Source organism: Azospirillum sp. UENF 312511 (assembly GCF_058780635.1).
Genome location: NZ_JBSNCG010000005.1, coordinates 107,629 through 133,719 on the forward strand (window position 1 = coordinate 107,629; position 26,091 = coordinate 133,719).

Annotated in this window: 23 protein-coding genes; 5 read left to right on the forward strand and 18 right to left on the reverse strand. The window is 68.3% G+C overall.

The genetic code is table 11. The features are described 5' to 3' along the window. Nucleotides 1-17: 17 nt before the first annotated feature. The 7 genes from ACWPN7_RS28900 to ACWPN7_RS28930 form a co-directional block, all read right to left on the reverse strand. Nucleotides 18-1,478, reverse strand: coding sequence for an aldehyde dehydrogenase family protein (locus ACWPN7_RS28900; RefSeq protein WP_456531828.1), 1,461 nt, complete (start codon nt 1,476-1,478; stop codon nt 18-20). A gap of 68 nt (nt 1,479-1,546) precedes the next feature. Next, complete coding sequence (locus tag ACWPN7_RS28905; RefSeq protein WP_459197433.1) at nt 1,547-2,272, reverse strand: ABC transporter ATP-binding protein; 726 nt, start codon at nt 2,270-2,272, stop codon at nt 1,547-1,549. After that, the gene (locus tag ACWPN7_RS28910) at nt 2,266-4,077 is read right to left on the reverse strand and encodes a branched-chain amino acid ABC transporter ATP-binding protein/permease (protein ID WP_459197432.1); all 1,812 of its coding nucleotides are present in this window, start codon (nt 4,075-4,077) and stop codon (nt 2,266-2,268) included. Before ACWPN7_RS28910 ends, ACWPN7_RS28905 begins: the two co-directional genes overlap by 7 nt. Then, complete coding sequence (locus tag ACWPN7_RS28915; protein WP_137117434.1) at nt 4,074-4,970, reverse strand: branched-chain amino acid ABC transporter permease; 897 nt, start codon at nt 4,968-4,970, stop codon at nt 4,074-4,076. Before ACWPN7_RS28915 ends, ACWPN7_RS28910 begins: the two co-directional genes overlap by 4 nt. 33 nt (nt 4,971-5,003) lie before the next feature. Beyond that, a complete protein-coding gene (locus ACWPN7_RS28920) occupies nt 5,004-6,236 on the reverse strand; it encodes an ABC transporter substrate-binding protein (protein WP_459197431.1) in 1,233 nt (410 codons plus the stop codon). Next, on the reverse strand, nt 6,233-6,580 hold the full coding sequence (locus ACWPN7_RS28925; RefSeq protein WP_174437671.1) for an AtuA-related protein: 348 nt from the start codon (nt 6,578-6,580) through the stop codon (nt 6,233-6,235). Before ACWPN7_RS28925 ends, ACWPN7_RS28920 begins: the two co-directional genes overlap by 4 nt. Nucleotides 6,581-6,583: 3 nt before the next feature. Beyond that, nucleotides 6,584-7,918, reverse strand: coding sequence for an acyclic terpene utilization AtuA family protein (locus ACWPN7_RS28930; protein ID WP_459197430.1), 1,335 nt, complete (start codon nt 7,916-7,918; stop codon nt 6,584-6,586). Nucleotides 7,919-8,157: 239 nt separating this feature from the next. On the opposite strand from ACWPN7_RS28930, the gene ACWPN7_RS28935 reads away from it, so the two are divergent. Next, nucleotides 8,158-9,072 (forward strand): LysR family transcriptional regulator, encoded by a 915-nt coding sequence (locus ACWPN7_RS28935; RefSeq protein ID WP_149650720.1) that lies wholly within the window; start codon nt 8,158-8,160, stop codon nt 9,070-9,072. Nucleotides 9,073-9,364: 292 nt separating this feature from the next. Here the strand turns inward: ACWPN7_RS28935 and ACWPN7_RS28940 are convergent, their stop codons facing one another. Genes ACWPN7_RS28940 through ACWPN7_RS28955 form a run of 4 tightly spaced genes read right to left on the reverse strand, consistent with a single transcriptional unit; the run spans nt 9,365 to nt 13,404 of the window. Continuing rightward, nucleotides 9,365-10,867, reverse strand: a complete 1,503-nt coding sequence (locus ACWPN7_RS28940; RefSeq protein WP_459197429.1) for a tripartite tricarboxylate transporter permease — start codon at nt 10,865-10,867, stop codon at nt 9,365-9,367. Then, a complete protein-coding gene (locus tag ACWPN7_RS28945) occupies nt 10,861-11,346 on the reverse strand; it encodes a tripartite tricarboxylate transporter TctB family protein (RefSeq protein WP_103039884.1) in 486 nt (161 codons plus the stop codon). Before ACWPN7_RS28945 ends, ACWPN7_RS28940 begins: the two co-directional genes overlap by 7 nt. 55 nt (nt 11,347-11,401) lie before the next feature. Next, nucleotides 11,402-12,364, reverse strand: coding sequence for a tripartite tricarboxylate transporter substrate binding protein (locus tag ACWPN7_RS28950; protein ID WP_459197428.1), 963 nt, complete (start codon nt 12,362-12,364; stop codon nt 11,402-11,404). Between the two features lie 50 nt (nt 12,365-12,414). Further along, the gene (locus tag ACWPN7_RS28955) at nt 12,415-13,404 is read right to left on the reverse strand and encodes a Bug family tripartite tricarboxylate transporter substrate binding protein (RefSeq protein ID WP_459197427.1); all 990 of its coding nucleotides are present in this window, start codon (nt 13,402-13,404) and stop codon (nt 12,415-12,417) included. Nucleotides 13,405-13,596: 192 nt separating this feature from the next. On the opposite strand from ACWPN7_RS28955, the gene ACWPN7_RS28960 reads away from it, so the two are divergent. The 4 genes from ACWPN7_RS28960 to ACWPN7_RS28975 all read left to right on the forward strand — a co-directional run bounded on the left by ACWPN7_RS28960 (nt 13,597) and on the right by ACWPN7_RS28975 (nt 17,298). Next, on the forward strand, nt 13,597-14,511 hold the full coding sequence (locus tag ACWPN7_RS28960; RefSeq protein WP_040136820.1) for a dihydrodipicolinate synthase family protein: 915 nt from the start codon (nt 13,597-13,599) through the stop codon (nt 14,509-14,511). Nucleotides 14,512-14,729: 218 nt separating this feature from the next. After that, entirely contained in the window at nt 14,730-15,536 is an 807-nt protein-coding gene (locus ACWPN7_RS28965) for an IclR family transcriptional regulator (RefSeq protein WP_040136818.1), read from the forward strand. Nucleotides 15,537-15,682: 146 nt separating this feature from the next. Continuing rightward, nucleotides 15,683-16,681: a dihydroxyacetone kinase subunit DhaK gene (locus ACWPN7_RS28970; RefSeq protein WP_459197426.1), complete on the forward strand. Its 999-nt coding sequence runs from the start codon at nt 15,683-15,685 to the stop codon at nt 16,679-16,681. A 2-nt stretch (nt 16,682-16,683) separates the two neighbouring features. Next, entirely contained in the window at nt 16,684-17,298 is a 615-nt protein-coding gene (locus ACWPN7_RS28975) for a DAK2 domain-containing protein (protein ID WP_137106312.1), read from the forward strand. A 165-nt stretch (nt 17,299-17,463) separates the two neighbouring features. Here ACWPN7_RS28975 and ACWPN7_RS28980 read toward each other — a convergent pair whose 3' ends face one another. From ACWPN7_RS28980 to ACWPN7_RS29010, 7 genes are all read right to left on the reverse strand, one after another. Next, nucleotides 17,464-17,838 (reverse strand): hypothetical protein, encoded by a 375-nt coding sequence (locus tag ACWPN7_RS28980; RefSeq protein ID WP_349620199.1) that lies wholly within the window; start codon nt 17,836-17,838, stop codon nt 17,464-17,466. A 63-nt stretch (nt 17,839-17,901) separates the two neighbouring features. After that, the gene (locus ACWPN7_RS28985; RefSeq protein WP_349620198.1) at nt 17,902-19,371 is read right to left on the reverse strand and encodes an alpha/beta hydrolase; all 1,470 of its coding nucleotides are present in this window, start codon (nt 19,369-19,371) and stop codon (nt 17,902-17,904) included. Between the two features lie 631 nt (nt 19,372-20,002). After that, nucleotides 20,003-20,887, reverse strand: coding sequence for an IclR family transcriptional regulator (locus tag ACWPN7_RS28990; RefSeq protein ID WP_459197425.1), 885 nt, complete (start codon nt 20,885-20,887; stop codon nt 20,003-20,005). An 85-nt stretch (nt 20,888-20,972) separates the two neighbouring features. Beyond that, a complete protein-coding gene (locus ACWPN7_RS28995) occupies nt 20,973-21,893 on the reverse strand; it encodes a dihydrodipicolinate synthase family protein (RefSeq protein ID WP_040136810.1) in 921 nt (306 codons plus the stop codon). A 49-nt stretch (nt 21,894-21,942) separates the two neighbouring features. Continuing rightward, nucleotides 21,943-23,727 (reverse strand): ABC transporter permease subunit, encoded by a 1,785-nt coding sequence (locus ACWPN7_RS29000; protein WP_451995270.1) that lies wholly within the window; start codon nt 23,725-23,727, stop codon nt 21,943-21,945. Nucleotide 23,728: 1 nt separating this feature from the next. Continuing rightward, the gene (locus ACWPN7_RS29005) at nt 23,729-24,859 is read right to left on the reverse strand and encodes an ABC transporter ATP-binding protein (RefSeq protein ID WP_174451907.1); all 1,131 of its coding nucleotides are present in this window, start codon (nt 24,857-24,859) and stop codon (nt 23,729-23,731) included. 118 nt (nt 24,860-24,977) lie between these two features. After that, complete coding sequence (locus tag ACWPN7_RS29010) at nt 24,978-26,060, reverse strand: ABC transporter substrate-binding protein (RefSeq protein ID WP_040136805.1); 1,083 nt, start codon at nt 26,058-26,060, stop codon at nt 24,978-24,980. Nucleotides 26,061-26,091: the final 31 nt, after the last annotated feature.

The following is a 26,091-nucleotide window of genomic DNA, read 5'->3' on the forward strand; positions in this document are numbered from 1 at the left end:
TCGTGGTGCGGAAGGGCTCAGGAGCGGCGGGGCAGGGCGATGCGGGTGCAGATGTTCTTGACCTGCGTGTAGGACAGCAGTGCGTCGAGACCCTTTTCACGCCCGAAGCCGGACTTGCGGTACCCGCCGAAGGGAAGCTCCACGCCGCCACCGGCGCCGTAGCAGTTGATGAAGATCTGCCCCGCCTTGACGGTGCGGGCCAGCCAGTTGGTCGCGCCGACGTCGCGGCCCCAGATGCCGGCGACCAGCCCGTAGTCGGTCGCGTTGGCGAGCGCCGCCGCCTCTTCGACCTCGTCGAAGGGGAGGATGGTCAGGACCGGGCCGAAGATTTCCTCCCGATGGACGCGCATCTCCGGGCGCGCGCCGTCCAGCAGCGTCGGCGACACGAAGTTTCCGTGGCTGAGGTCGGCGCCGGGCAGGGGCGTCCCGCCGGTGATGACCTCCGCTCCCTCGTCGCGGGCGATGCCGATGTAATCCAGCACCTTGCCTTGCTGGGCGCGGCTGACCAGCGGGCCGATGTCGGGGTTTTGCAGGCCGGGGCCGACCTTCAGGCTGCGGCAGAGCGCCGCCAGCCGGTCGACCAGTTCACGGTGCCGGGCGCGCTGCACCAGGACGCGCGACCCGGCCGAGCAGGTCTGGCCCGAGTTGGGAAAGGCCGCCTTCAGGAGCACCGGCAGCGCGTCGTCGAGGTCGGCGTCGGCCAGCACGATGTTCGGCGACTTGCCGCCCAGCTCCAGCAGCACCGGGACGATGTTGTCCGCCGCGGTGCGCATCACCTGGGCGCCGGTCGCGACCGACCCCGTGAAGACGACCAGATTGACGCCGGGGTGCGCGGCGAGGGCGTAACCCGCCTCCTGCCCCAGACCCGGAACGACGTTCAGCACGCCGGGCGGCAGCCCCTCCTCGTGGCAGATGCGGGTCAGCTCCAGCACGCTGAGGCAGGCCAGCTCGGCGGGCTTCAGGACCACCGTGTTGCCGGTCGCCAGCGCCGGCGCCAGCCCGCGGGAGGCGATCTGCAACGGGTAGTTCCAGGGGACGATCTGCGCCGTCACGCCCAGCGGCTCGCGCACCGTGAAGTCGGCATAGTCGGGGCCGAGCGGGATGGAGCTGCCCAGCACTTTGTCGGCGACGCCGGCGTAATACTCGAAGAAGCGCGCCGCGGCGACCGCGTCGGCCTGGGCCTGGGCCAGCGGCTTGCCGGTGTCCTGGCTTTCGATGCGGGCGAGGCGGTCCTGCTCCTCCAGGATGCGGCGGGCGATGGCGTGAAGGACGCGGCCGCGCTGCACCGGTACGCAATCGGCCCAGCCCGGCAGCGCCGCCTGCGCGGCCCGCACGGCCTCGTCGATGTCCGACGCGCCGCCGCGGGCGATGCGCGCGAGGACGGCGCCGTCGGCGGGATCGAGGATCTCCAGCGTCTGGCGCGAATGGGCCGGGCGCCATTGGCCGTCGATGAAGCAATCATAGGAAGGCAGGGGCATGGTGGGCATCCGAATTTTGAGTGTGGCAGGGCCGCCGATCGGCGGCCGATTGGGATAAGCGCCGCCGGTCAGGCCGCGTGATGGGCGAAGTCGCCGCCGAGATAGGCTTCGCGGATGCGGGGATCGCGGCGCAGCGCGGCGGCGGCGCCCTCCAGCACGATCGACCCGCCTTCCAGCACATAGGCGCGGTCGGCGATGGCCAGCGCCTGGTTGGCCATCTGCTCGACGAGCAGGATGGTCATGCCGTCCCGGCGCAGACCGACGAGCGTCCTGAAGATGTCGGCGGTGATGATGGGCGCGAGCCCAAGCGAGGGCTCGTCGAGAATCAACAGCTTGGGTTCCGTCATCAGGGCGCGGGCGATAGCGAGCATCTGCTGCTCGCCGCCGCTCAGCGTGCCGGCGATCTGGTCGCGCCGTTCCAACAGCCGGGGGAACAGCGCGTAGAAGCGGTCGATGTTGGCGGCGATGCGCTGCGGCCGGCCGCGCAGCAGATGCCCGCCGAGCAGCAGATTCTCGTGAACCGTCTGGTCGGTGAAGATCTGCCGCCCCTCCGGGGCCATGGCGACGCCCAGCGCGACGCGCTGCGGGGTGTTCAGCCCGTCGATCGGTCGGCCGTCGAAGGTCACCCGCCCCGCCGCCGGGATGAGGCCGGTGATGCCGCGCAGCAGGCTGCTCTTTCCGGCGCCGTTGGCGCCGATCAGGGCGACGATCTCGCCGGCCCCGACCCGGATGGACACCCCGCGCAAGGCGCGGATCGGCCCGTAGGAGACGCTCAGGTCGGTGACGGTCAGCATGGGCGCTCCTCCTTGTCCAGTTCCGGCCCGTCCGGAGCCGGGCTGTCCTCGCGGCCCAGATAGGCCTCGATGACGCGGGGGTTGGTCTGGATGTCGCGGGGCGCGCCTTCGGCGATCACCACGCCCCGATCGAGGACGACGATCTCGTCGGAGATCCTCATCACCAAGCCCATGTCGTGCTCCACCATCAGCACCGCGACGCCGAGCTGGCCGATGCGCTTGATGAGTTGCCCAAGCTCGGCGGTCTCCCGCGGGTTCAGGCCGGCGGCGGGCTCGTCCAGCAGCAGCAGGACCGGGTCTCCGGCCAGCGCGCGGGCCAGCTCGACGCGGCGTTGCAGGCCGTAGGGCAGGCTGCCGGCCAGCGCCCCGGCGTGCTCGCCCAGGCCCACGAAGTCCAGGACGGCCTTCGCCTTGGCGACGGCATCCTCCTCCCGCCCGGTCACGCCGATCCGCGCATGGGCGCCGATCAGCACGTTGTCCAGCACCGTCATGGAGCCGAACAGACGCAGGTTCTGGAAGGTGCGGGCGATGCCGCGGGCGGCGCGGGCGTGGGCCGTGCCGCGGGTGATGTCCTGACCGGCCAGCCGGATCGTCCCGGAATCCGCGGAGATGACGCCGGTCAGGATGTTGATGAGGGTGCTCTTGCCGGCGCCGTTGGGACCGATCAGGGCGTGAATCCGGTGGGCGTGCAGCCGCAGCCCGACCTTGTCGGCGGTCACCACGCCGCCGAACGCCTTGCTGACGTCGGTCACCTCCAGCAGGGGGCCGGCGGACGGCTCCGCCCGGCCGCGCTCCATCGCGGTCAGCGGGGGAGTCTCCACCCCATCCAGGACGGCCATCCGGCGGGGCAGGACGCGCGCGATTGCGCCGGCGACGCCCGTCGGCATCAGGTAGAGCGCGAACAGCAGCATCGCCCCGTAGATGAAGTGCTGCACCGACGGCCATTGCGCCAGGAACACTTCGGTCAACGTGAGGATCGCCGCACCCGCGATGGGTCCGTAGATGTTGCCCGCCCCGCCCAGCAGCACCAGCAGAAGGATGAAGACCGACAGGTGGAAGGTCACGAAGTCGGAATTGAAATACTGGTTCTGCTGCGCCACCAGCGCGCCGCCCAGCCCGCACAGCGCGGCGGCCAGCACGAAGGCGAGCGTCTTGTAGCGGTAGACCGAGATGCCCGCGCACTCCGCGGCGATCTCGTCGCTTTGCAGCGCCAGCAGCGCCCGGCCGAAACGCCCGTTCAGCAGATGCGAAAGGACGAGATGGACCGCCACGCCCAGCACGATCACCAGGACCACCCAGTGCTTGAGCGCGAAGGGCTCGTCGCCCAGCGCCAGCGGGGCGATGCCGTAGATCCCCTGGGCGCCGCCGAACAGGTCGGTCCATTCGGTCACCAGCTTCTCCACCACCAGCCCGAAGGCCAGCGTGACCAGGGCGAGGCTGGGTCCCTTCACCCGCAGCGACGGCAGGGCGATCAGCACGCCGACCGCGGCGGCCACCAGCGGGGCGGCGGCCAGCGCCAGCGCCGGCGGGACCTCCAGCCGGGTCGTCAGCAGGGCCACCGTGTAGGCCCCCGCCGCGAACAGCCCCGCCTGCCCGAGCGACTTCTGCCCGGCATAGCCGGCCAGCACGTTCATGCCGGAGGCGCAGATGTAGTAAACGCCGGCCATGAAGGCGACGTAGAGGTAGAAATCGTTGCTGAGCGTCAGGGCGAGCGCCACCAGCGCCGCGCCGATGCCCAGGGCCGGAGCCGCCCGCAGCAGGGCGAAGCGGCGGGCCGCCGGCCGGAGTACGGAGGCCTCCATCATACCTTTTCCACCAGCTTCCGGCCGAACAGGCCGTTGGGCGCCATGGCCAGCACCAGGATGACCAGGAGAAAGACCATGATTTCCCGCCATTGCGCGCTCCACAGGGCCGTGAGGGACTCCACCAGACCGATCAGCAGGCCGCCGGCCATGCAGCCGCGCGGGTTGGTCAGGCCGCCGATGATCGCCGCGGAGAAGCCCTTCAGGGCGATGATGACCCCCATGAAGAGGGAGGCCGACAGGATCGGCGCGACCAGCACGCCGCTCAGCCCGGCCAGCGCCGAACTGGCGAGGAAGGCCATCGCCATGACGCGGGGCACGTCGATGCCCATCAGCGCCGCGGCGTCGCGGTTCAGCGCCACCGCCCTCATGCAGCGGCCAATGGCCGTGCGGCGCATGGCGACGTCGAACGCCCCCAGGATCGCGAAGGCGAGGACCAGCACCACCAGTTCCTGCGAGCGGAAGCCGGCCTCGCCGACGCGGAACACCTCGTCGCCGAAGGGGGCGGGCAGCATCCGCGCTCCCAGCCCCCACACCGACAGGGCGGCGCTTTGCAGGACGATGCCGAAGCCGATCGTGCTGACCACCCAGGACATGCCCGGCTTGCCGGCGAAGGGCCGGATCGCCGCCAGATACAGCGGCAGCCCCAGCACCCCCATCGCCAGCGCCGCGGCGACCGCCGCCAGCGCGTAGAGCCAGACATAGCCGACCGCGTCGGCGCCGAGCGCCGCGGTGAGCACCCCCACCGTTCCCAGCCCGACGAAGGCGCCGACCGAAACGAAGTCGCCCTGCGCGAAGTTCAGCGTCCGCGTGGTGGTGTAGGTCAGGTTGAAGCCGAGGGCGATCAGGGCGTAGACGCTGCCCAGCGTCAGCCCGCCGATGATGGCTTGCAGCATGGGGTCACCCTCCGTGACGGTTGGCAGGCCGCGTCACTTCTTGAAGTCCGCCGGTTGCAGCCCGGCCAGCACCGGGTCGTTGAAATCGACGACCTTGCCGTCCTTCCAGCGCGACCAGTGATAATCCGCCGCCGTCAGCCCCTCGTGCTGGGTGGTGGAGAAGGGCTTGTCGTAGGTCTTGACCATGCCGGCGACCGGCTTGTTCAGGGACTCCAGTGCGGCGCGCACCGCCTCGCCCTTGGTGTCGCCGGCCTGCTCGGCCGCCGCGGCCCACAGCAGGACCGTGTCGTAGGCCTGCGACGCCGCCCAGAACATCGACGGATTGGCCAGCTTCGGGCCGATCCGCGCGAACAGCGAGTCCGCTTCCGCCGACTTGCGCTCGCTGGAGGTGGTCAGGAAGACCGGCCATTCCATCAGCTTCGGCCCGGCGACCTCGGGAAAGCCGCTGAAGGACGCCGCCCAGGTGGTGAAGACCTTCGGGAAATAGTCCAGCTTCTCCATGCTGCGCACGAGATGCCCGAGCGGCGCCGCCTGCGCCCAGACAACCAGCGTGTCCGCACCCGCCGCCTTGGCCTTGGACAGCTGCGAGGTCATGTCGGTGTCGCGGGCGTCGAATTTCTCGATGGAGACCGGCTTCATGCCGTGCAGCGCCGCGATCTGCTCCAGATCCTTCAGCCCCGCCTGTCCGTAGCCGGTCGTCTCGACGAAGAAGCCGACCGCCTTCGCCTCGGGGTTCTTCTTCACGTAGGCCAGCAGGGCGGCGGCCTGCTCGCGGTCCACCATGGACACGCGGAACAGGTAGTTGCCGCTGGACGGCCCCTCGGTGATGGCCGTGCTCGACGCGCTGGAGACCAGCACCGGCATGCGCTTCTGGTTGGCGATGTGTTTCCAGGCCAGGGCGTTGCCGGAATTGGTCGGGCCGAAGACGACCGAGACCTTCTCGCGGTCGATCAGGTCGGTCATGTTCTGGATCGCCTTGGGCGGCTGGCCCAGGTCGTCGCGGACCAGGAATTCGAGGGGGCGGCCCAAAACGCCGCCGCGCTTGTTGATGTCCTCGACCGCGGCGCCGATGCCGAGCACGCCGATCTGCCCCGATTCCGCCGACGGCGAGCCGGAAATGTCGCCGTTGTAGGCGATCTTGATCGGATCTGCGGCCTGGGCCTGGACCGCGGCGGACATGAGGACGGCGGCGGCGGCGCCCAGGAGTGCCGTCAGGCGCGGGCGCGCGGGCGCCGTATTCGTGGACGCTGTCTTCTTCTTGGTCATGGGCGTTCCCCTCCATATTGGTTGTTGTTCTGCCGGTTGCGGTTCGGCAGTTCGAGATCGAGCAGGGCGGAACTCAGCGCCTTGCCGTGGGCGTCCAGGGCGAGCGAGCGGGTGACCCCGCCGCCGAGCGCCCCGGTCAGCACGAAGTTGAGCGCCCCCAGGGTCGGCAGCTCGTAGCGGGTCACCGTTCCGGTCACGATTCCCTGGAAATGCGTGGCGACGCTCTGGGCCGTCAGATGCTCCGCCAGGAACGGGTAGTCGGTCTCGTCCAGCGCGATGACCGAGATGTTGGAGATGTTGCCCTTGTCGCCGGAGCGGGCGTGCGCGATGTCCCGGAGTTTCATGGCTTACGCCTCCAGCAGGGTGACCGAGGTGCGCACGGCGCTTTCCGGCAGCAGGGCGGAGGCGACGGCGACGATCTCGCGCGCCGATTTCCAGGCGCCGCCGCCGCCCGCCGGGCCGTTGGTGTAGAGGGTTTCGACCTCGTTCCCGATCCGGGCCGCCTCCTCCAGCGTGGCCGTCCGGCCGGCCACCCGCAGGCGGACCTCGTAGGGCGTGTGGCCGCGCGACAACCGGTCGCCGTGCAGCGCGTCGAGGCCGATCAGGTCGAACTGCAATTCCTGGGTCCGCACGCCGGTCAGGGCCAGCCGCTCGCGCACGATGTCCAGCGCGAGCCGCCCACGCTCGACCGCTCCCGGTCCGGCGTAGGAGATCTGCCCCTCGCCGATGCAACTGTCGATGTAGCCGATCGACAGCTTCAAAAGCCCGGTCCGCGCGGCGCCGCGCCCGCCATGGACGCGCACCCGGTCCGGCCCGTCGCCTTCGACGCGGGCGGCGGAGAAGTCGGCGACGACGTCCGGCTGGTAATAGCGGGCGGGATCATGGATTTCGTAGAGAAGCTGTTCCTTCACCGTCGCCGGCGTGACGCAGCCTCCGGTTCCCGGCAGCTTGGTCAGCGCGAGCGTGCCGTCCGCGTGGATCTCGCCGATGGGAAAGCCCAGTCGGGCCAGTTCCGGCACGTCCTTGACGCCAGGGTCCGCGAAATAGCCGCCGGTTACCTGCCCGGCGCACTCCAGCAGATGCCCGGCCATGGTTCCGCGCCCCAGCGCGTCCCAATCGTCCATCCGCCAGCCGAATTCATGGATCATCGGAGCGAGGAACAGCGCCGGGTCGGCGGCCCGTCCGGTGATGACCACGTCGGCCCCGGCGGCCAGCGCCTCGACGATGGGGGCGGCTCCGATGTAGGCGTTGGCCGAAATCACGCGGTCGCCGAGCCCGCGCAGGGTGCCGCCGTCCTCCAGGGCGACGTCAAACTCCCGCGCGACCGCCAGCACGTCGTCCCCGGTCACGGCGGCGATCCGCAGCCCATCCAGCCCCAGCGAGCGAGCGACGGCCCTTGTCGCCTCGGCGGCGCCGAGCGGGTTGGCCGCTCCCATGTTGGTGATCAGCCGCACCCCGTTGCGCCGGCAGGCGCCGAGCACGGCGGACATGCGGACCGTCAGCAGCGGGTCGTAGCCCCCGGCGGGGTCGCGCTGCCGCGCCTGCTGGGCCAGGGCGATGGTCCGCTCGGCAAGGCATTCGAAGACGAGGTAGTCGAGGCCGCCCCGTTCGGCGAGATCGATGGCCGGTTCGATGCGGTCGCCGGAATAGCCGGCGCCGGACCCGATCCTGATGCGGTGCATCGACGGTCCTCAGCGCGGCGAAGGGACGGCGCGGGACGCGGCGGCGCCCATGGCGGCTTGGGCGCCGCCGGTGATCGAGGCTGGCATGGTCTCCCCCCTGCATTCTTGTTCGTTCCGGTTCGGCCGCTCCGGCGCGCCGCACCGGCGGGCGGCTGAATTCCGCTGTATGCAAACCATCCTTGCCGAGATTGTTCGCACGAACAATTGAATTGATTCAATGTCAGTAATAGAGTTGAGCTATGGATCTCAGCCTCCGCCAGATACGCGCCTTTCTCGCCGCCGCGCAGACCCGCAGCTTCACGCGGGCGGCGGAGTCGCTGCACGTCGCCCAGCCGACCCTGACCGTGCAGATCCGGCGGCTGGAGGAGGCCCTGGCGGTCAAGCTGTTCGATCGCAACACCCGCTCCGTCGAGTTGACGCGCATCGGCAGCGAACTGCTTCCGGTGTTCCAGCGCATGGTCCACGACCTGGACGCCGTGGTGGTCGACACGCATGAGATCGCCGCCATGCGGCGCGGGGTGGTGCGCGTGGCGGCGCTGCCGACCATTGCGGCGGGGGTGCTGCCCGACGCCATCCAGTCCTTCCGTGAACGTCATCCCGGCGTGACCTTCGTTCTGAAGGACGTCATCGCCAGCCGCGTGCTCGGGCTCGTCCGGTCGGAGGAGGTTGATCTTGGAATCACGGGGGGCGAGGCGAAGGGGCAGGACATCGACACGGTGCTGGAGGTGCGCGACCGGATGCACATCGTCTTCCCGCAGGGCCACGCCGTCGGCGATCTTCCGCGGGTGACCATCGAGACGCTGGCCGAGGTGCCGCTGGTGCTGATGGACCCGGCGACCAGCGTCCGCGAAATCGTCGACGAGGCGTTCCTGTCCGCCGGACGGATCGCCAAGCCGGTTTGCGAGGCGACCTACATGATGACAGCCATAGCCATGGTGCGGGCGGGGTTGGGCTTGACGATCCTGCCGGGCTCCGCGCGCGAGATCGCCGCGGAGCCGGCGCTGCGCTCGCGTCCCATCGATATGTTCGGCTTTTCCCGTCCCGTCAGGGTCATCCGCAAGACGGGGCGGTCCCTCCCGCCGCTGGCCGAAGCGTTCCTCGATCACCTCTGCTGTGTGCTGAACGATTGCAGGACGTTTCATCGGGAGGGGTGAACGGCGCTTACCCCCGGAGCATGGCTTCCGTCGGTCCGGAACCGGCGCGGCGCCGCGAGCGGCGGATGAGTTGCGATCAGGAGGGCATTGTCAACTCGCTGGCAGGCGGACGGAGCGAGTGCCCAATTCGCTCCGGGGACGGCTGATGGTCCACCTCGTCCTCGCCGCCGCCGATCGGCATCTCCCCCCGCAATCGTCATGGAACGGCCCTGTCAGGGGGCGTGAACCGCAGCGCGGAGAGCCCCTGGGAGCCCTCCGCGCGTGGTCACGATGAGGAGCCGCCGCGGATGCGTCACGTCAGGACGGGGCGCGCCCTGGCTGCGTCCACGAGCTTCAAGACGCCCGCCAGCGCCCAGGAGCCGAGGGTCACCACCGCGAGGGCGATGGCGAGCGGGCGGTCGAAGAACACGGACACCTCTCCGCCGCTCTTCAGCATGGACGTCATGAAGGTCTGCTCGATCACCGGCCCGAGAATCAGGCCGAGCACCGCCGGAGCCATGGGGATGTCGTTGGCTTCCATGAAATAGCCGAGCAAACCGACAATGGCGATGATCCCGACCGCGAACAGCGTGTTCTCGACCGAGAAGGCCCCGACGATGCAGAAGAGCAGGATGATCGGGGTCAGATAGGCCGTCGGGACCTTCAGGATCAGGCCGAAGGTGCGGATGCACAGGATGCCCAGCGGAATCATCAGGATGTTCGCGACGAAGAAGATCGCGAAGATCGAGTAGATCGCCGTCGGGTTGTTGAGGAAGATGGTCGGGCCGGGGTTGAGGCCCTTCAGGAACATGACGCTGATCACGATGGCGGTGATCGCGTCGCCTGGGATTCCGAACACGGTCGCCGGGATGTAGGCTCCCCCCAGGGCGGCGTTGTTCGCCGCGCCGGCGGAGACGAGGCGTTCGACCTTCTGGTCGAGGGCGTTGGGGTCCTTGCCCTTTTGCGACCGGCGGGTGACCGCGTAGGAGATCCATGCGGCGATGTCCGCGCCGGCCCCCGGCAGAGCGCCGACGAGCGTTCCCAGCGTGCTTCCGCGCAGAACCTCGCGGCGGTGTCGCCACATCAGGCGGCCCATGCCGGCGCTGACCGAGCCGACCGCCGGCTGCGCCCGCCGTTCGCCGGTTGCCGGAAGCGTCACGGTGCGCAGCAGCTCGGAGACCGCGAACACGCCGATGAGCAGCGGAATCAGGCCGAGGCCGCCGAGCAGATTGGTGACGCCGAAGGTGAAGCGGGGAGTTCCGGAGACGGGGTCCATGCCGATGGTCGACAGCCCCAGCCCGAACAGCAGGGCCGCCACCCCCTTGAGAAGCGACGAGCCGCCGACGAACGTCGCGCAGCTGAGGCCCAGGACCGCGAGCCAGAAATATTCCACGCTGCTGAACTGAAGCGCCAGCTCGGCGAGGTTCGGAGCCGCCAGGGTCAGAACCACGGCGCTCAGCAGGCCCCCCAGGACCGAGGAGAACAGGCCGGCTCCGAGGGACAGCCCGGCCTTGCCTTCGTGCGTCAGGCTGTAGGCGTCGTCGGTGTAGGCCGCCGACGCCGGCGTGCCCGGCATGCGCATGAGCGCACCCGGAATGTCGCCGGCAAAGATGGCCATGGCGGAGGAGGTGATGATGGCCGCGATCGCCGGCACCGGTTCCATGAACATGACGACCGGCACCAGCAGGGCCGTGGCCATCAGCGCGGTAAGGCCGGGGATCGCGCCCAGCACCAGCCCGTAGATGGCCGAAGCGACGATCACCAGCAGCAGGTGGACGTCGAGCAGGACGCCGAGAACGTCCGTTAGGATCACCATAGCAGCCACCCCGAAATGTTCTGAAGCGGTCCCCATGGCAGGGGTACGTGGAGCACGGAGGCGAAGATCGCCGTCAGCACGACGGCGGTGACGGCTCCCGCCGGCACGCTGCGGCGCAGGGGCTCACCGGATACGGCCAGCACGAGGACCATCACCAGGACGGCGGTGAGCAGGAAGCCAGCCGCGTCGACGATCAGCACGTAGAGGGCGACCGCGGCGGGGATGGAGCAGAACCGCACCCAGCCCTGCCTGGTCCGCGACCATTCCGGCCGGTGCCAGAGGGGTTCGGTGCGCAAGGTGCGGAGGCCGAGCAGCGCGATGAGCCCTCCGACGAGGATCAGCCCCGAGCCGATGAGCAGCGGGAAGAATCCAGGGCCGAACTTGAGGTGGCGCGGCGGCTTCAGGTCGGCCGCGTACTCGATCATCAGGACGCCGATCACGATGAAGAACAGGCCGACGAGGATGTCTTGAACTTTCATGGCGGATAGCCTCCACCGTCAGAAGGAATGCATGGTTTGCCCGGCCTCCCGCCGATCACTTGCCGTAACCGAGGGCGTCCATGACGCGGGCGGTGTCCTTCTCGTGCCGCAGCATCAGTTCCTCAAGCTGCTTGCCGTTCAGGTACTTGACCCCGAAGTTCGCCTTCGCCATGGCTTCCTTGTACGCCGTGCTCTGCGTCGCCTTGGCGACCGCGGCGTCCAGCTTCGCGACCACATCGGCCGGCATTCCGGCCGGACCGCCGAGGGCCCGCCAGGTTCCGCCGTCGACGGCGGTGCCGATGGACTGCTTGGTGGTGGGCGCGTTGGGGAATCCAGGCATCGGCTCGGGGCTCAGAACGGCCAGGGGACGCACGCGGCCGGCCGACATCAGGGCGGACGCCTCGGGCAGGGAGGCGGTCTGGAAATCCACGCCGCCCGCCGCGAGTTCGATGAGGCCGGGGGCGGCGCCCTGGCCCGGCACCCATTTGATCGCGGCAACGTCGATCCCATAGTCGAGCATCATGCCGGCCACCGGGATGTCCCACACGCTGCCGCAACCGCCGCTGCAATGAACCTTGAAGGAGCCCGGGGCGGCCTTGACCGCCTCCAGAGCCGTCTTCAGGTCCTTGAAGCGGGAGCCGGAACCGACCAGAAGGGAGGAGGAATCGCCGTTGAAGTTGGCGATCGGCGTGAAGTCCCTGGCCGAGAAGTCGGCTTGTCCTGTCGCCTTGTACCCGGCGTACGGGAAGAGCAACCCGACGGTGTAGCCGTCGGGCGTGGCGTTCTTGATCGCGGTCAGGCCGACCACGCCGCCCCCCTGGCCCTGGTTGACGATGGTGATCGGCTGCCCAAGGATGTCCTTCAGTTCCCGCGCCAGGATGCGGGTCGTCGTGTCGCCGCCGCCGCCGGCCGCCGCCGGAACGATGATGGTGACCGGGCGCTCGGGGTATTCGGCCTGCGCCGTGCCGGCCAGTCCGGCGAAAGCCATCAGAACGGATGCAAGAACGCTGAAACGCATGGATTTTCCTCCCATTGCCGTCCGACGCGCGCACGCCATCGGATCGATGTCTACTTGTTGTACCCGACGGCGTTGATCGCGCGTGCGGTCTCCTGCTCGTGCTGCTCCATGAAGGCCTTCAGCTCGGTCCGCCCAAGCCAGGCCGCCCCGAACCGGCGCGCCTTCATCTCGTGCTGGAAGCGGTCGCTGTCGAACGCGTCCTTGACCGCGGATTCGATCCGCGCCACGAGCGCGGGGTCCATGCCAGGGGGGCCGGCCAGACCGCGCCAGGTGCCGCCGCTGTACGGCTTCCCGACCTGTTCGCCGACGGTGGCGACGTCCGGGTAGCCCTCGACGCGCGTCTCGCTCATCACCGCGATGCTGCGGACCCGGCCCGCGTCGCGCAGCGCGTCGACCTCGGGAAGCGAGCACAGGACGACATCGACGCCGCCGGAGGCCAGTTCCTGCAGTCCGGCCGCCGACCCGGCGGCGGGAATCAGATTGAGCCGTTTGGCATCGACACCCTGGTCGAGAAGCAGGGAGATGAAGGGAATGTCCCAACTGGCGTTGCACGTGCCGCCGCACGAGATGCGGAGCGAGCCGGGGTCCGCCTTCAGCTTGGCCACGATGTCCGCCACGCTCTTCAGCGGGGAATTCTGCGCAACGTGCACCGCCGCGGGATCGGCGTTGAACTGGGCGATCGGGGTGTAGCTCGCCGACGTGAAATCGGCCTGTCCCAGCAGCCTGTACTGGGCGAACGGGGCGATCTGGCCAAGCGTGTAGCCGTCGGGCTTGGCCGTCGTATAGGTCGTCATCCCGACGACGCCCGACGCCTGAGGCTGGTTCACGACGTTGAAGGGCCGGCCGAGCTTGGCTTCGAGCTCCCTGGCGAGCAGGCGCATCGTGTAGTCGCTGCCGCCTCCGGCCCCGGCAATGACGATCAGCGTCACCGGCCGCTCGGGCCATTCGGCAAGAGCCGGCGCGGCCCCCGCAAGACACGTCAGCATGGCAAGGGTGGCCGCCGTCCCGCGGCCGAGCCTGCCTGTGGCCAGTCCCATCATGAGCGTCTCCTCCAAGACATGCCGCAGGGCGGTTCGGTGCCCTGCCTTTTCTGCCGTATCCCACAATACGGGATGTTCGTCAAGCGAACATCTTGTGTCGTGGCAGATTAAACAAGCTTGTTCCGCGTTGACAGGCGATGGGTGCTGAAGGTAAATACCGCATTGTGGGATAAGCAAAGAGGAAACGTCCAAATGTCAACTTCGCTGAGCGGCATCATCCCCCCCCTGGTCACACCGTTCACGGCCGATGGGGAGATCGATGAGGCGGCGTTCCGCGCCCAGGTCCGGTTCATGCTGCAAAAGGGCGTCCACGGCGTCTGCGTCGGAGGAAGCACCGGCGAGGGGCACACCCTCTCGACGGAGGAGCTGACGCGTCTCGTCGCCATTTCCTGCGAGGAGGTCGACGGCGCCGTCCCCGTCGTGGCGGGCATCATCGTCAACAGCACCCGCGACGCCATCGCCAAGGCCAGGGCCATGGCGCACCTGCCGGTGGCGGCCTTGCAGGTGACGCCCGTCCACTACGTCTTCAAACCCGACGAGGACGCGACGCTGGCGCATTTCCGCACGCTCGCGGGCGAGACTCAGGTGCCGATCGTCATCTACAACGTGGTGCCGTGGAACTACCTGTCGCCGTCGCTCCTGGTCCGCATCATGAAGGAGATCGACAGCGTCATCGGCGTCAAGCAGAGCGCGGGCGACCTCAAGCTGATGGCCGATCTGCTGAACGAGCAGGTACCGGGCAAGCTCGTCTTCACGGCGGTCGACGCGCTTCTCTACCCGTCCTTCGCGCTGGGAGCCCATGGCACGATCGCGGCGAACCCGGCCGCGGTGCCCGGCGTGACCGTCGCGCTGTGGAACGCCGTGCAGGCCGGCGACCATCCGCGCGCGCTGGAAATCCACCGGAGCCTGCTGACCTTCTGGAACACGATCAACGGCGACAACCTGCCTGGGTGCGTCAAGCATTCGCTCAGCCGGCAGGGGTGCGAGGTCGGCGTCCCGCGCCAGCCGATGCCCGCCGCCACCGAGGCGCAGAAGGCGCGTATCGATGCCGCCCTGCGCGAGGTGCTTCGTTACGAGGCCTCGCCGACAACGGTCGCGGCGGAATAGCGGCGTCAGCCGAAGCCACGGGATGCCGGCCACCCTCGCAGGCGCGCTTGCGGGGGTGGCATCCCCAGGGAGGGACGATGAGCGCGTCGACACGACTTGACCCCGGAGGGCCGGTTGGCCGATCTTTGCTCCGCCCTGCGCCTGAAGCGGGCGGAACCGGGCTCCACGACCAAGCCCGATACGCCTGTCCGGCAGGGGAGCAGAAGGAACAGGCATTCTTGAAGACGAACAACATCAAGTCAGCTGGAAAGATGCTCAGCGTCCTTGAATGTTTTTCCACCGTCGACCGCAGGCTGTCGCTTGCCGATGTGGCGCGCCGGACCAAGCTTCCGCGCAGCACGGCACACCGCCTCATCCTTACGCTCAAAGAAATCGGGTTTCTGGAACAGGACCACAGCCGCGACGAGTACCGGCTCGGCATCAAGCTCTTCGAGTTGGGATCGATCGTTCTGGCCAACATGGACGTGCACCGCGTGGCGAAGCCGTACGTGGATGCGCTCAGCACCCTGTCGCGGGAGACCGTCCACCTGTGCGTCTTCGACGGCATGAAGATGGTCTTCATCGAGCGGGGCGCAGGGGGCCGATCCGGCCCGAACAACGCGACGACTACGATGGAGGCGTCGCCCTGCCATTGCACCGGTGTCGGCAAGGCGACCCTGGCCTTCCAATCGGATCTGGTCATCGACCGCGTCCTTGGGATGGGGCTCCCGGCCTACACACGCAACACCCTCACCGACCCCGACCGGCTGAGGGAGGACTTGGCATCGATCCGCCAGCGCGGATACGCCATCGACGACGGTGAGATCGACATCGGCGTGCGCTGCGTCGCCGCGCCGATCCGCAACACCAGCGGGCATGTCTTCGCCGCGGTGAGCGTGAGCGGCCCCGCCACGCGCATGACGCACGAACGGGTGCAGAGCCTCGCCCCGGTCGTCATGAGCCACGCGGAGTCGATTTCGCTCCAGCTGGGCTACAGCAACGGTGACGGCGCCGCGGCGCCCGCACCCAACGCACCCATCACGTAACGGGCGGGGCCGGCCCTCGGCGTCCGGCCCCAAGCCCCACAAGCCTGCATCCGACCATCGAACCCTTCCAGTGACCGACGCGCCGGAGCGCTGCGGGCGGAGGGCTGCCATGGCGCGCGGACGCGGCGCAACGGGAGGAATCCATCGTGAAGAAGCTGATCAACGATCCCGCGCACTATGTGGACGAGATGCTCGACGGGCTGTGCGCCGCCCACCCGTCGCTCATGCGCGATGGACCGGCGGGGCGGGTGATCCGCCGCGCCGAAGGCGCCCGGGTGGGCAAGGTCGGCATCGTGACCGGCGGCGGATCCGGACACCTGCCCCTGTTCACCGGCTATGTCGGTCCGGGCCTCGTCGACGCCTGCTCGATCGGCAACGTCTTCGAAGGCCCCACCGTGGATTCCTGCATGGCCGCGATCAAGGCGGCGGATGGGGGGCGCGGTGTCCTGCGCCTGTACGGGAACTACGGTGGTGACCGCATGAACTTCGACATGGCGGGGGAGTTCCTGGAGGACGAGGGGCTGGAACTGAGCACGGTGCTCGGCACCGACGACATCGCCAGCGCTGCCCCCGCGGAACGGAGCAAGAGGCGCGGCGTCGCCGGCATCGTCTACGCCTACAAGATCGCCGGCGCCCGTGCCGACGAGGGCGCCTCGCTGGCCGAGGTGACCGCGGCGGCGGCGAAGGCCGTGGAGCGGACGCGGACCATCGGCTGCGCCCTCTCGTCCTGCCAGATCCCCGGTGCGGCGGAACCGTCGTTCCGCATCGCCCCAAGCGAAATGGAAATGGGCATCGGCATCCACGGCGAGCCCGGCATCTGGCGCGACACGCTCAAGCCCGCGGACGCCGTCGCGGACGAGATGGTCGACCGTCTCCTGGCGGAACGGCCCGAGGGACGTGGAAACCGCGTGTCGGTCCTGGTCAACAGCCTCGGCGCCACCCCCCTGGAAGAGCTTTTCATCCTGTACCGGCGCGTCGCGGAACGGCTGGACAAGGCTGGGCTGGTGGTCGTCCAGCCGCTGGTCGGGCCATACGTGACCTCGATGGAAATGGCCGGCGTGTCGCTCAGCCTTTGCTTCCTCGACGACGAGCTGGAACGGCTTCTCGCCGCTCCGGCGTCCTGCCCCTTCTGGAAGGTTGGTTGACCATGGGCCTGACCGTCACGCACATTGCCGCCGGTGTCGCCCTCGCGCACGCGCGCATGGCAACCCTTGAACAGGAACTCAACGCGGCCGACTCCCGGCTCGGCGACGGCGACACTGGCGGCATGTTGCGCCGGGTGCTGGATCTCATGGCCGCGCAGCGGATGGATGGGATTGACGATGTCGGGGTGAGCCTCGGCATCCTTGCCAAGGCCGCGGCGGCCGCCACGGGATCGAGCCTCGGCACCTTGCTCGCGACCGGACTCCTGACGATGTCGAAGAAGACGAAGGGACGGGCCGAAATCCCCTGGAGCGAACTGGCTCCTCTTCTCGAACAGGCGCGCGATGCCGTTATGGCGCGAGGCGGCGCGAAGCTTGGGGACAAGACCGTGGTCGATGCGCTCGACGCGGTTTCCTCGGCCGTGGCCGGTGCCGGGGATCAGGCCGCGATCCGCGCAAGAGCGGTCGCAGCCTGTGACGAGGCGCTCGTCCGCTTCCGGAACGAACCCTGCCGCATGGGACGGGCCCGCATGTATGCCGACAAGAGCATCGGCATGGATGATCCCGGCATGCTCGCCTTCGCGCGCCTCATCGAGAGCATCTGTCGGCGTGGTGCGTGAGGCACGGTCGGCCTGCTGGACCCGACAGTAAGGCAGGGCATGTCTCGACCACGGATGCGTGCCGGTTCGCTCGGTCAGGCATCCAATGGCGCGCCAGGGACCTCGGCCCAGGCCGCCAGGGGCGCGGCGCGGGGCCTGGATGATTGATCGGCGGCAACGCCGGAATCAATCGCACACGACGACGTCGGCGGACGAGAGGCGATGCAGCAGGTGTTCGCGGCGGCGTTTGTCGGGCGGCAGCAGCTCGTAAAGAAAGGTCTCGATCGACCTCCAGACCGAGTCCCAACCAAGGATGACGAAGCTCTCCTGCAAAATCCGGGTCATCGGACGAGCCGGAAAATTGTTGGAGATCTGCCAGGCAAGGAAAAGGCAGATGGACAGCACGACAAAGCCGATCATGGCCGCTTGACGCCACGTTCGGATCGACTCGCGATTCCTTTTCGCCTCGCCGATGGCACGGGCGGCGAAATGGCCGGTCAGTGCGGCGGCGGCATCGAACGGCGGACACCGCGTCATCTCTTCGGCGGGAAGATGGATCACGATGCGAACCGGCTGATTGGCCGACCTTCTTGGTGGCCATGTCTTCACCGCCTTCCAGGGTGTTCAGGGGGACCGGTCGTTGGGCAGCGGGTGTCCGGACGCTTCGCCGGACGCTTCATGCGCCAGGGTTTCCTCGATCCGCCCCAGCAGGTAGGGGAAGAAGGGGTTGGACGACATGCGGAGCAGGGCATCCATGCTCACGACCAGCGCTCCGCGCTCTCCCCGGGCGGCCACCGCGCCCAGATGGATGCCGAAATCCTCGTTGGGATCGGGGTGCAGGCCGTAAAGGGAATCGCTCGTCGGAAACGGAAGGGCGACGTGCGAGAGCGAATAGACGTCGAAGGGATAGACCAGGCCCAATTCCTGCTCCTGTTCCGTCTCGGTGCCGGCCTCCATCGTGCGCGCGACCACGTCGGGGCGCTCCGCATCGGCGTTGGTGATGATCGCGGTCCTGAACCGGCGGGGCGGATCGGGCAGGATGCGCGCCAGCATGGTGTCGGACGACGAACTCAGGAGCGGGCCGAACTTGGTGTTGCGGTTCACGTCGAACAGCACGAGTTCGCTGCCGTTGGCGGGCAGGTGGGCGTACAACCCGGACAGGATCGCGCGCGTACTGACGGTAAAATCCATCACGGACTGGAAGGTGAGGATCGGCGGAAGGCCGTCCAGCCGGCCATGGCCCGCAAGGTTTGCGATTCTGCCTTGAAGAGCCGCGGTCAGCAGATACGACTGCCGCGCGCCATTGACCGGAAACGAGTTGTACTTGAAGGGGTTGAATTCCGGCACCACGCCGAGCCAAGCGGCTTTCGCGAACGCGGGGAAGATCGCGGGCAAGCCGGCCAGCCCGGCGAAGCGTGCGAATGCGGTGATCCCGATCATGGGCGAGATCAGGACGATGCGGTCGGGGCGCTTCAGCCGGGCATCGTCGAGGGCGTCGAGCGCATACATCATCGCAAGCGCGCCGCCGTTCGAAAACCCGACGACGTGAAACGGTTGGTCCGGGGCGATGCGCCGCTGCGCTTCCCGCGCCGCCAGCCGGGTGGCCGCCAACCAATCCTCCCATTCGATGTCCGTCAGACCGGCAGGAACCGTGCCGTGTCCGGGCAGGCGGATGGCGATGGCGACGAAGCCGTACGCTTGATAAAGGCGGGCGATGTGACGAAGGCTGTAAGGGGAGTCGGTCAAACCGTGAAGGAACAGAACCGCTCCTTTGACCGGACCGTCGGGCTCGAGCACATAGGAACGGTTCCAGTCCCGCGAGAACCGCCCAGGGTAGATCGGGCTTCCGTCGAAGTACCGGTTGACTGGGACGCGCTCCCCTGGGGGCAGTTTCTGGGTGACTTCCGCCCGCACGCTGTCGAAAATGGCAGCCTCCGCCTTCATGTATTCGGTCCAGCCGCTGCTCTCCAGATCTTTTCTGTGCAGTTCCTGCGGAACGAAGGTGTGCCAAATCTCCAGCGGCAGGCCACGTTGCGAGTCATAGGCGCGCACAAGAAGAAGAACGACAGCACTCACGGCGAGCAGCACGATCATTCTTTTTACGATTTTGCGTACCCACAGCCTCATGAAGATATGGCTTTCGATTTCAGAGGATTCGCTTAGCCACCGCAAACCAGGGCAACCAGTTCGAACGCGCCCGGATTCATGGAAACCGAGGCGAGGCCGAACACGCCCAAGGCGATGGCCGTCTCGAGAGGCTCCCGTACACCGCCAGGAGCATCGCTTATTGCAAGCGGTCGTATGGGAATGTTGGCGTAATAATCATGCCGGAACGCGACTGGATATACCCATATTATGCAAATGGCATTGTCGACAAAAGACTTCCATAATGACTAATCTGGTCATTCATTATGAGTTATGGCGCTACACTCAATTTATGGCGGGGATTGCGGCAAAAATGCTTGATAAGAACGGAAATGCTGCTTGGCTAATGATGTTCAATGTATGAATAATTGACCTCTGAACAGATCACGGGCGGCCGCCGGACTCGGGGCGGAGAATGCGGGCTCGGGCTCCGGCCTGTTCATCATAAGGCGCAACCCGCTTGTTCGCCGGTCAGGCGGTCAGGGCAAAGCTGGGCGCCTCGCACCAGCTTGTGAAGGCGCGAGCGCGGGCGGCGCGATATTCAGTTGCGGAGATGCGGCGAAACACCCGCCGGATGTCGCTACCGCGGATAGCCGGCGAACTTGTTGACGGAGACGGAGGTCGCCGCCACCTGCACATGCCGCGCGAGTTCCTGCTCGGCCGTCTCCGGCGTCCAGCGCGTGGTGGGAACGGAAATGTTCAGGCCGGCGACCGCGTGCCCATGCTCGTCGGTGATGGCGGCGGCGACCGAGATGTCGCCCATCACCGTCTCGTTGGTCACCACGGCATAGCCTTTTTCCGCCGCCTCCTGAACGCGGGCGCGCAGGCGGCCGGGGTCGTTCACGGTGAAGGGGGTGAGCGGGCGAAGATCGGTGCGGGCCAGGATCTCCTCCTGCTCCTCCTCCGACAGGCGCGACAGGATGGCGGTGCCCGACGCGGTGAAGTAGGCGGGCAGCCGGCTGCCGACCATGATGTCGATGTTCACCAGATGCCGGCCGGGGAAGCGGGCGACGAAGACAATCTCGTGGCCGTCCAGCTCCTGCAGATTGGCGGTCTCGCCGACGCTCCGGCTGATCTCCAGCAGGTAGGGCGACGCCTTCTCGATCAGCTCGTTCGCCCGCAGGTAATTGTAGGAGAACTGGAGCAGCTTCGGGCTGAGCGCGTAGTTGCGCGTGCCGTGGACGCGCCGCAGATAGCCCAGCGTCTCCAGGGTGTAGACCAGCCGCTGGGCGGCGCTGCGGTCCAGCCCGGCCGCCTTGGCGATCTCGGACAACGGCATCTGCCGGTGCGGACCGTCGAAGGCGTGCAGGATCTGGAAGGTCTTCTCGGTCGAGCCGACGAACAGCGAGGACTCGCGCGGGTCGGCCTTCGGCTTCACGGTCGGCGCGGCATCGGCCTGTCGGGCGTCGCCGCCCGCCACGCCGTCCGCCATGCCGCCCGTTTTGGTGGTCTTTCCGGCCTTCATCGGTGCTCGTCCTCGCGTCGTCGGCATGGTTCGCCTACGCATAGCATCCGGCGGGCCGGATGCCACGCGCAAGCGTTGCCACCGGTCAGGCCACCGCGGCCGCCGGCAGCCCTTCATAGGTGGTCAGAAGGCGCGACAGCTCGCTTTTCAGCGCCTCGCGCAGCTCCGGCCGCGGCTCGCGCAGCGGCGGCAGCATGGCCGGGGCGTTCACGCCGATCAGGCCCATCACCGACTTCATCGGACCGGGGTTGGTCTCGGCGAAGGCAAGGTTCATCATCGGGATGAGGGTGCGGTGGACCTCCAGCGCCTCGGCGGTCTTGCCGGACGAGGCGAGGTCGAAGACCAGGCGCCAAGCGCGCGGCAGGAGGTTGGCCGTGACCACGATGCCGCCCTTGGCCCCGGCGGCCACATGCAGCGGGAACAGCGTGTCCTCGCCGCTCAGCATGGCGAAGGACGGGTCCAGCCCGGCCATCGTGCGCAGGAAATGGTACATGTCGGTGTTGCAGGCCTTCATGCCGACGATCCGCTCGTGGCGCGACAGCTCGTGCAGCACCTCCGGATCGACGGCGATGCGGGTGCGGTAGGGGATCTCGTAGATCAGGATCGGCACCGGCGACTCGTCGGCGTAGCGCAGGAAGTAGTCGCGGATGCCGGCCTGGGTCGGGTTGGTGTAGTAGGGCGTCAGGACCAGCAGGCCGTCCACGCCGGCCGCCGCGAAATCGCGGCCCGCGGCCAGGGCGTCGTGATAGCCGGTGTCGAGAACGCCGGCGATGACCGGCTTCTTGCCCGCCATCGCCTCGACCGTCAGCGCGGCGAAGCGGTTGCGCTCGGCTCGCGCCAGCGCGCCGTACTCGCCGGTGCCGCCCAGCGGAACCACACCGTCGATCCCCTGGCGGTTCAGCCAGGAGAACAGCGCCTTCGACGCCGCGACGTCGATGGTGCCGTCGGCGGTCACCGGCGTCGGGGTGGCGGGCAGAATGCCGCGGAGTTTGGTGGCGTCGAGCATGATGTATCCTTGGAAGTGCGAAGAGGTGGAGCGTCGGTTCCGGTGCGGATCAGGAGGCCAGGCTGCGCCGGCGCAGCCGGTCCGCGGCGTAGATCAGCACCGCGACGAAGACGAGCAGTCCGGTCGACACCGCCGCGATGACGGGGGAGACCTGCAGCGTCACCTCGTCCCAGAACTGCTTGGGCAGGGTGGCGCTGAGACCGCCCGACGAGAACAGCGAGATGGTCAGCTCGTCGAAGGAGGTGGCGAAGGCGAACAGGAAGGACGACAGCATGCCGGCCCCCAGGATCGGGAAGGTGACGTGGCGCAGTGCGGCCAGCGGACGGGCGCCCAGGCTCTGCGCCGCGAGGTCGAGCCGGGTGTCGTAGTTGCGCAGAACCGCCGTCATCGTCATCACCACATAGGGGACGGCAACGACCGTGTGGCCGATCACCAGACCCAGGATGGTGCCGACCAGCCCCATCTGGGCGAACAGGTAGAACATGCCAACGGCGATGATCATGCGCGGCACGATCACCGGCGACAGGATGAAGGCCAGCATCGCGCCCTTGCCCCGCATCCGGCTGCGCACCATCAGGAAGGCCGCCGGCACGCCGATCGCCATCGACAAGAGGCCGGTGCCGAAGGCCACCACCAGCGAGCGGGTCAGCGCCTGCATCCACAGCGGCGACTGGAACAGCTGCTCGTACCATTGCAGCGAGAAGCCGGTGGGCGGCCAGGCCAGACCGGCCTCGCCGAAGGACAGCGGAACCATCAGGAAGGCCGGCAGGCTGATCAGCACCAGCATCGTCCAGACCAGCGTCCGCAGGCCGGCGGACGGCATCTCGCCGGTGCCGCGCGGGCGGCGGCGCGGGAACAGGCCGATGAGCGCGTCGCTCGCGGCGCCGAGAAGCCCGAGCACCCGGCCGCCCAGCCGCCGCATGGCGGTGTCGCGGTTGTGCGCGGCCCCCGCGGTCTCGCCGGTCAGCGTCGCGAAGCCGAAAACGCGGTCGTAGAGCACGAACACCGCCAGCACCACCGTCAGCAGCAGCACCGAGATGGCGCCGGCGAGGCCCCAGTTCAGCGTCTGCTGGATCTGGTCGATGATGAGCTGGGTGATCATCGTCTCGCGCCGCCCGCCGAGCAGGGCCGGCACGATGAAGAAGCCGATGGCCGTCACGAAGACCATGATCGCCGCGGCGGCGACGCCGGGCAGCGACAGCGGGAAATAGACGGTCCAGAAGGCGGTGCCGGGGCGTGCGCCGAGCGTGCTGGCGGCGCGGGGCAGGGTGCGGTCGATGTTCTCCATCACCGCCAGCATGGTCATCACCGCCAGCGGCAGCATGGCGTGCACCATGCCGACCAGCACGGAGCCGAAGCCGTAGAGCAGGTCGATGGGCTGGTCGATGATGCCCATCGACATCAGCGTGCCGTTGATGACGCCGTTGCGGCCGAGGATGATGACCCAGGCGAAGGCGCGCACCAGGAAGCTGGTCCAGAAGGCCAGCAGCACCCAGAAGATCAGACGGCTCTTCGCCGGCCCCTTGGTGACGGAGATCAGGTAGGCGATGGGGTAGGCCCCGGCCACCGCGACCAACGTCGTCGCCAGCGAGATCTTCAGCGTGATCCACAGCACGGTGACGTAGAGGCTGGACGAGAAGAGCTGCTGGTAGGGCGCCAGCGTGAAGCCCTGGCCGTTGTAGACGCTGAGCGCCAGGAGCTGGCCGACCGGGAAGACCAGGAAGACGGTGAGAAGCAGGACGATGGGGGCGCCCATCAGCACCGGTTTGCGCCAGGCCGGTGGGGCGCCGCGCCGTGGGGCGGCGTGGGACATGGTCATGATCTGGTCGCTCATGTCAGGCCGCCTTGGCCGTGGTTGCGGGCATGGCCGCCGGGCCGCGGTCCGCGATCACCACGGCGTCGCGGCTGTCCCAGGACAGCGCCAGCACGTCGTCGATGCGGATCGCCTCGGCCTCGTTGCGGGTGGCGAAGGCCGCGACCAGCGGCGGCAGGGCGTCGTCGAGCGGCTGCATATAGACCTTGGTCAGGCTGCCGGTGACCATCACGTCGGACACCCGGCCCATCACGGCCGGCTCGTCGCCGGAAGGACGGGCGATGGTCAGGTTCTGCGGCCGGACCATCACCCGGACCGGGGAGCCCGGCGGCAGGTCTTGGCCGTTGGCCAGCGCGCGGCCCGGAAGGCCGGTGCTGCCCAGCCGGATTTCCGCCTCGTCGCCCATCCGCGGCCCCAGCGAGGCCGGCAGCAGGTTGGATTCGCCAAGGAAGTCGGCGACGAACAGCGTGCGCGGACGGAAATAGAGGTCGGCCGGCGTGCCCAGCTGCTCGATGCGGCCGGAATTCATCAGGCAGATGCGATCGGACATCGTCATCGCCTCTTCCTGATCGTGGGTGACGTAGACGACCGTGGTGCCCAGCTCGCGGTGCAGATGCTTGATCTCGAGCTGCATGTGCTCGCGCAGCTTCTTGTCCAGGGCGCCCAGCGGCTCGTCCATCAAGATGATCGACGGCTTGTAGACCATGCAGCGGGCCAGGGCGACGCGCTGCTGCTGGCCGCCCGACAGCTCGCGCGGGTAGCGTCCGGCGATGTGCGGCAGGTGGACCATCTCCAGCGCCTCGCGCGCGCGCTTCTTCGCCTCGGCCTCCGGGATCTTCCGCATCTTCAGCGGGAAGGCGATGTTCTCGGCGATCGTCATGTGCGGGAACAGGGCGTAGTTCTGGAACACCACGCCGATGTCGCGCTCGTAGGGCGGGGCGTAGGTCACGTCCTGCGCGCCGATGCGCACGATTCCTTCGTCGGGCGGAACCAGCCCGGCGAGCAGACTGAGCAACGTCGTCTTGCCCGAGCCCGACGGGCCGAGCAGGGTCAGGAATTCACCGTCGGCGACCACGAGATCCGTGGGGGCGAGCGCCACGAAATCGCCATAGCGCTTGGCGAGGCCCTGGACGGTTAGGCTGGACGACGACATGGCAGGTCTCCTCGCGTCGAAAAGAAAGTGGGGAAAAATGCGGGAGTCCCGCAACCGGCCCCGTCCTGCGGGCGGGTCCAGTTGCGGGTCCTCAGTCGGGACGGAGCGTCCCGGCGCCTCAGCTCAGCAGCCAGGCGTTGTAGCGCTCGAGCGCCTTCTGCTGGTTGTCCAGCCAGAACTGCGCGTTGATCTTGACGCCCTTCTCGATGTTGGCCGGGAAGGTCGGGCAGTTGGGGGCGATCGCCGCGTCGATGTGCTTGAAGGCGTCGGGCAGGGTGACGCCGGCCGGGAAGTACTTCACCAGCTCGGCCTGGCGCTTGGCATCGCAGGTGAACTTGATGAACTGGCGGCAGGCGTCGGCGTTGGGCGTGCCGGCCAGGATGGCCCAGCTGTCGAGGCCCCAGATGTTCTGGTCCCAGACGATGCCGACCGGAGCGCCGGCGGCGATCGCCGCCTGCGGACGCGACACCCAGGTCGGGACGAGATCGACCTCGCCGGAGATCAGCATCTGCTCGACCTGCGCGCCGCTGGTCCAGAAGATCGGGATGTCCTTCTTGATGCGGTCCAGCGCCTTGAAGGCGCGGTCGAAGTCGCAGGGATAGACCTCGCCGGTGGGCACGCCGTCGGCCATCAGCGCCTGCTCGATGGTGTCGAAGGGATGCTTGCGCAGCGCGCGGCGGCCGGGGACGCCCGCGATGTCGTAGAAGTCCTTCCAGGAGGTCGGCGCCTTGCGGTCCTTGAAGGCGTTGGTGCGGTAGGCCAGCACGGTGGTGTAGACGTTGGTGCCGACGCCGTATTCCGACATGTACTGCTTGGGAATGGCGGCGACCGCCGGATCGTTCTCCAGCCCGTGCTTCTCCAGCATCGGCTTGTCGCCGGCGGTCAGCATCAGGATGGCCGGTTCGCTGATCTTGGCCATGTCCCAGGTGTAGGACTTCGCCTCGACCATCGAGCGGATCTGCGCGGTCGGCTCGGCGTTGGCCTGGACGCCGACGACCTCGATGCCGGTGGCCGCGGTGAAGGGCTTGTAGAAGACCTCGCCATAGGCCTTGGTGTAGATGCCGCCGTCGTCGCGCACGACGATGCGCTTGTTCTGCGCGCGGGCCGGGCTCCAGATCGCCGGCATGGCGAGCGCCGCGGTGCCGGCGGCGCCGGCTTTCAGCAGGGTGCGGCGGGACCAGCCGGATTGGCGTGTGCTCATGTCGGAACTCCTCGTGATGGGCCGGGGCGGC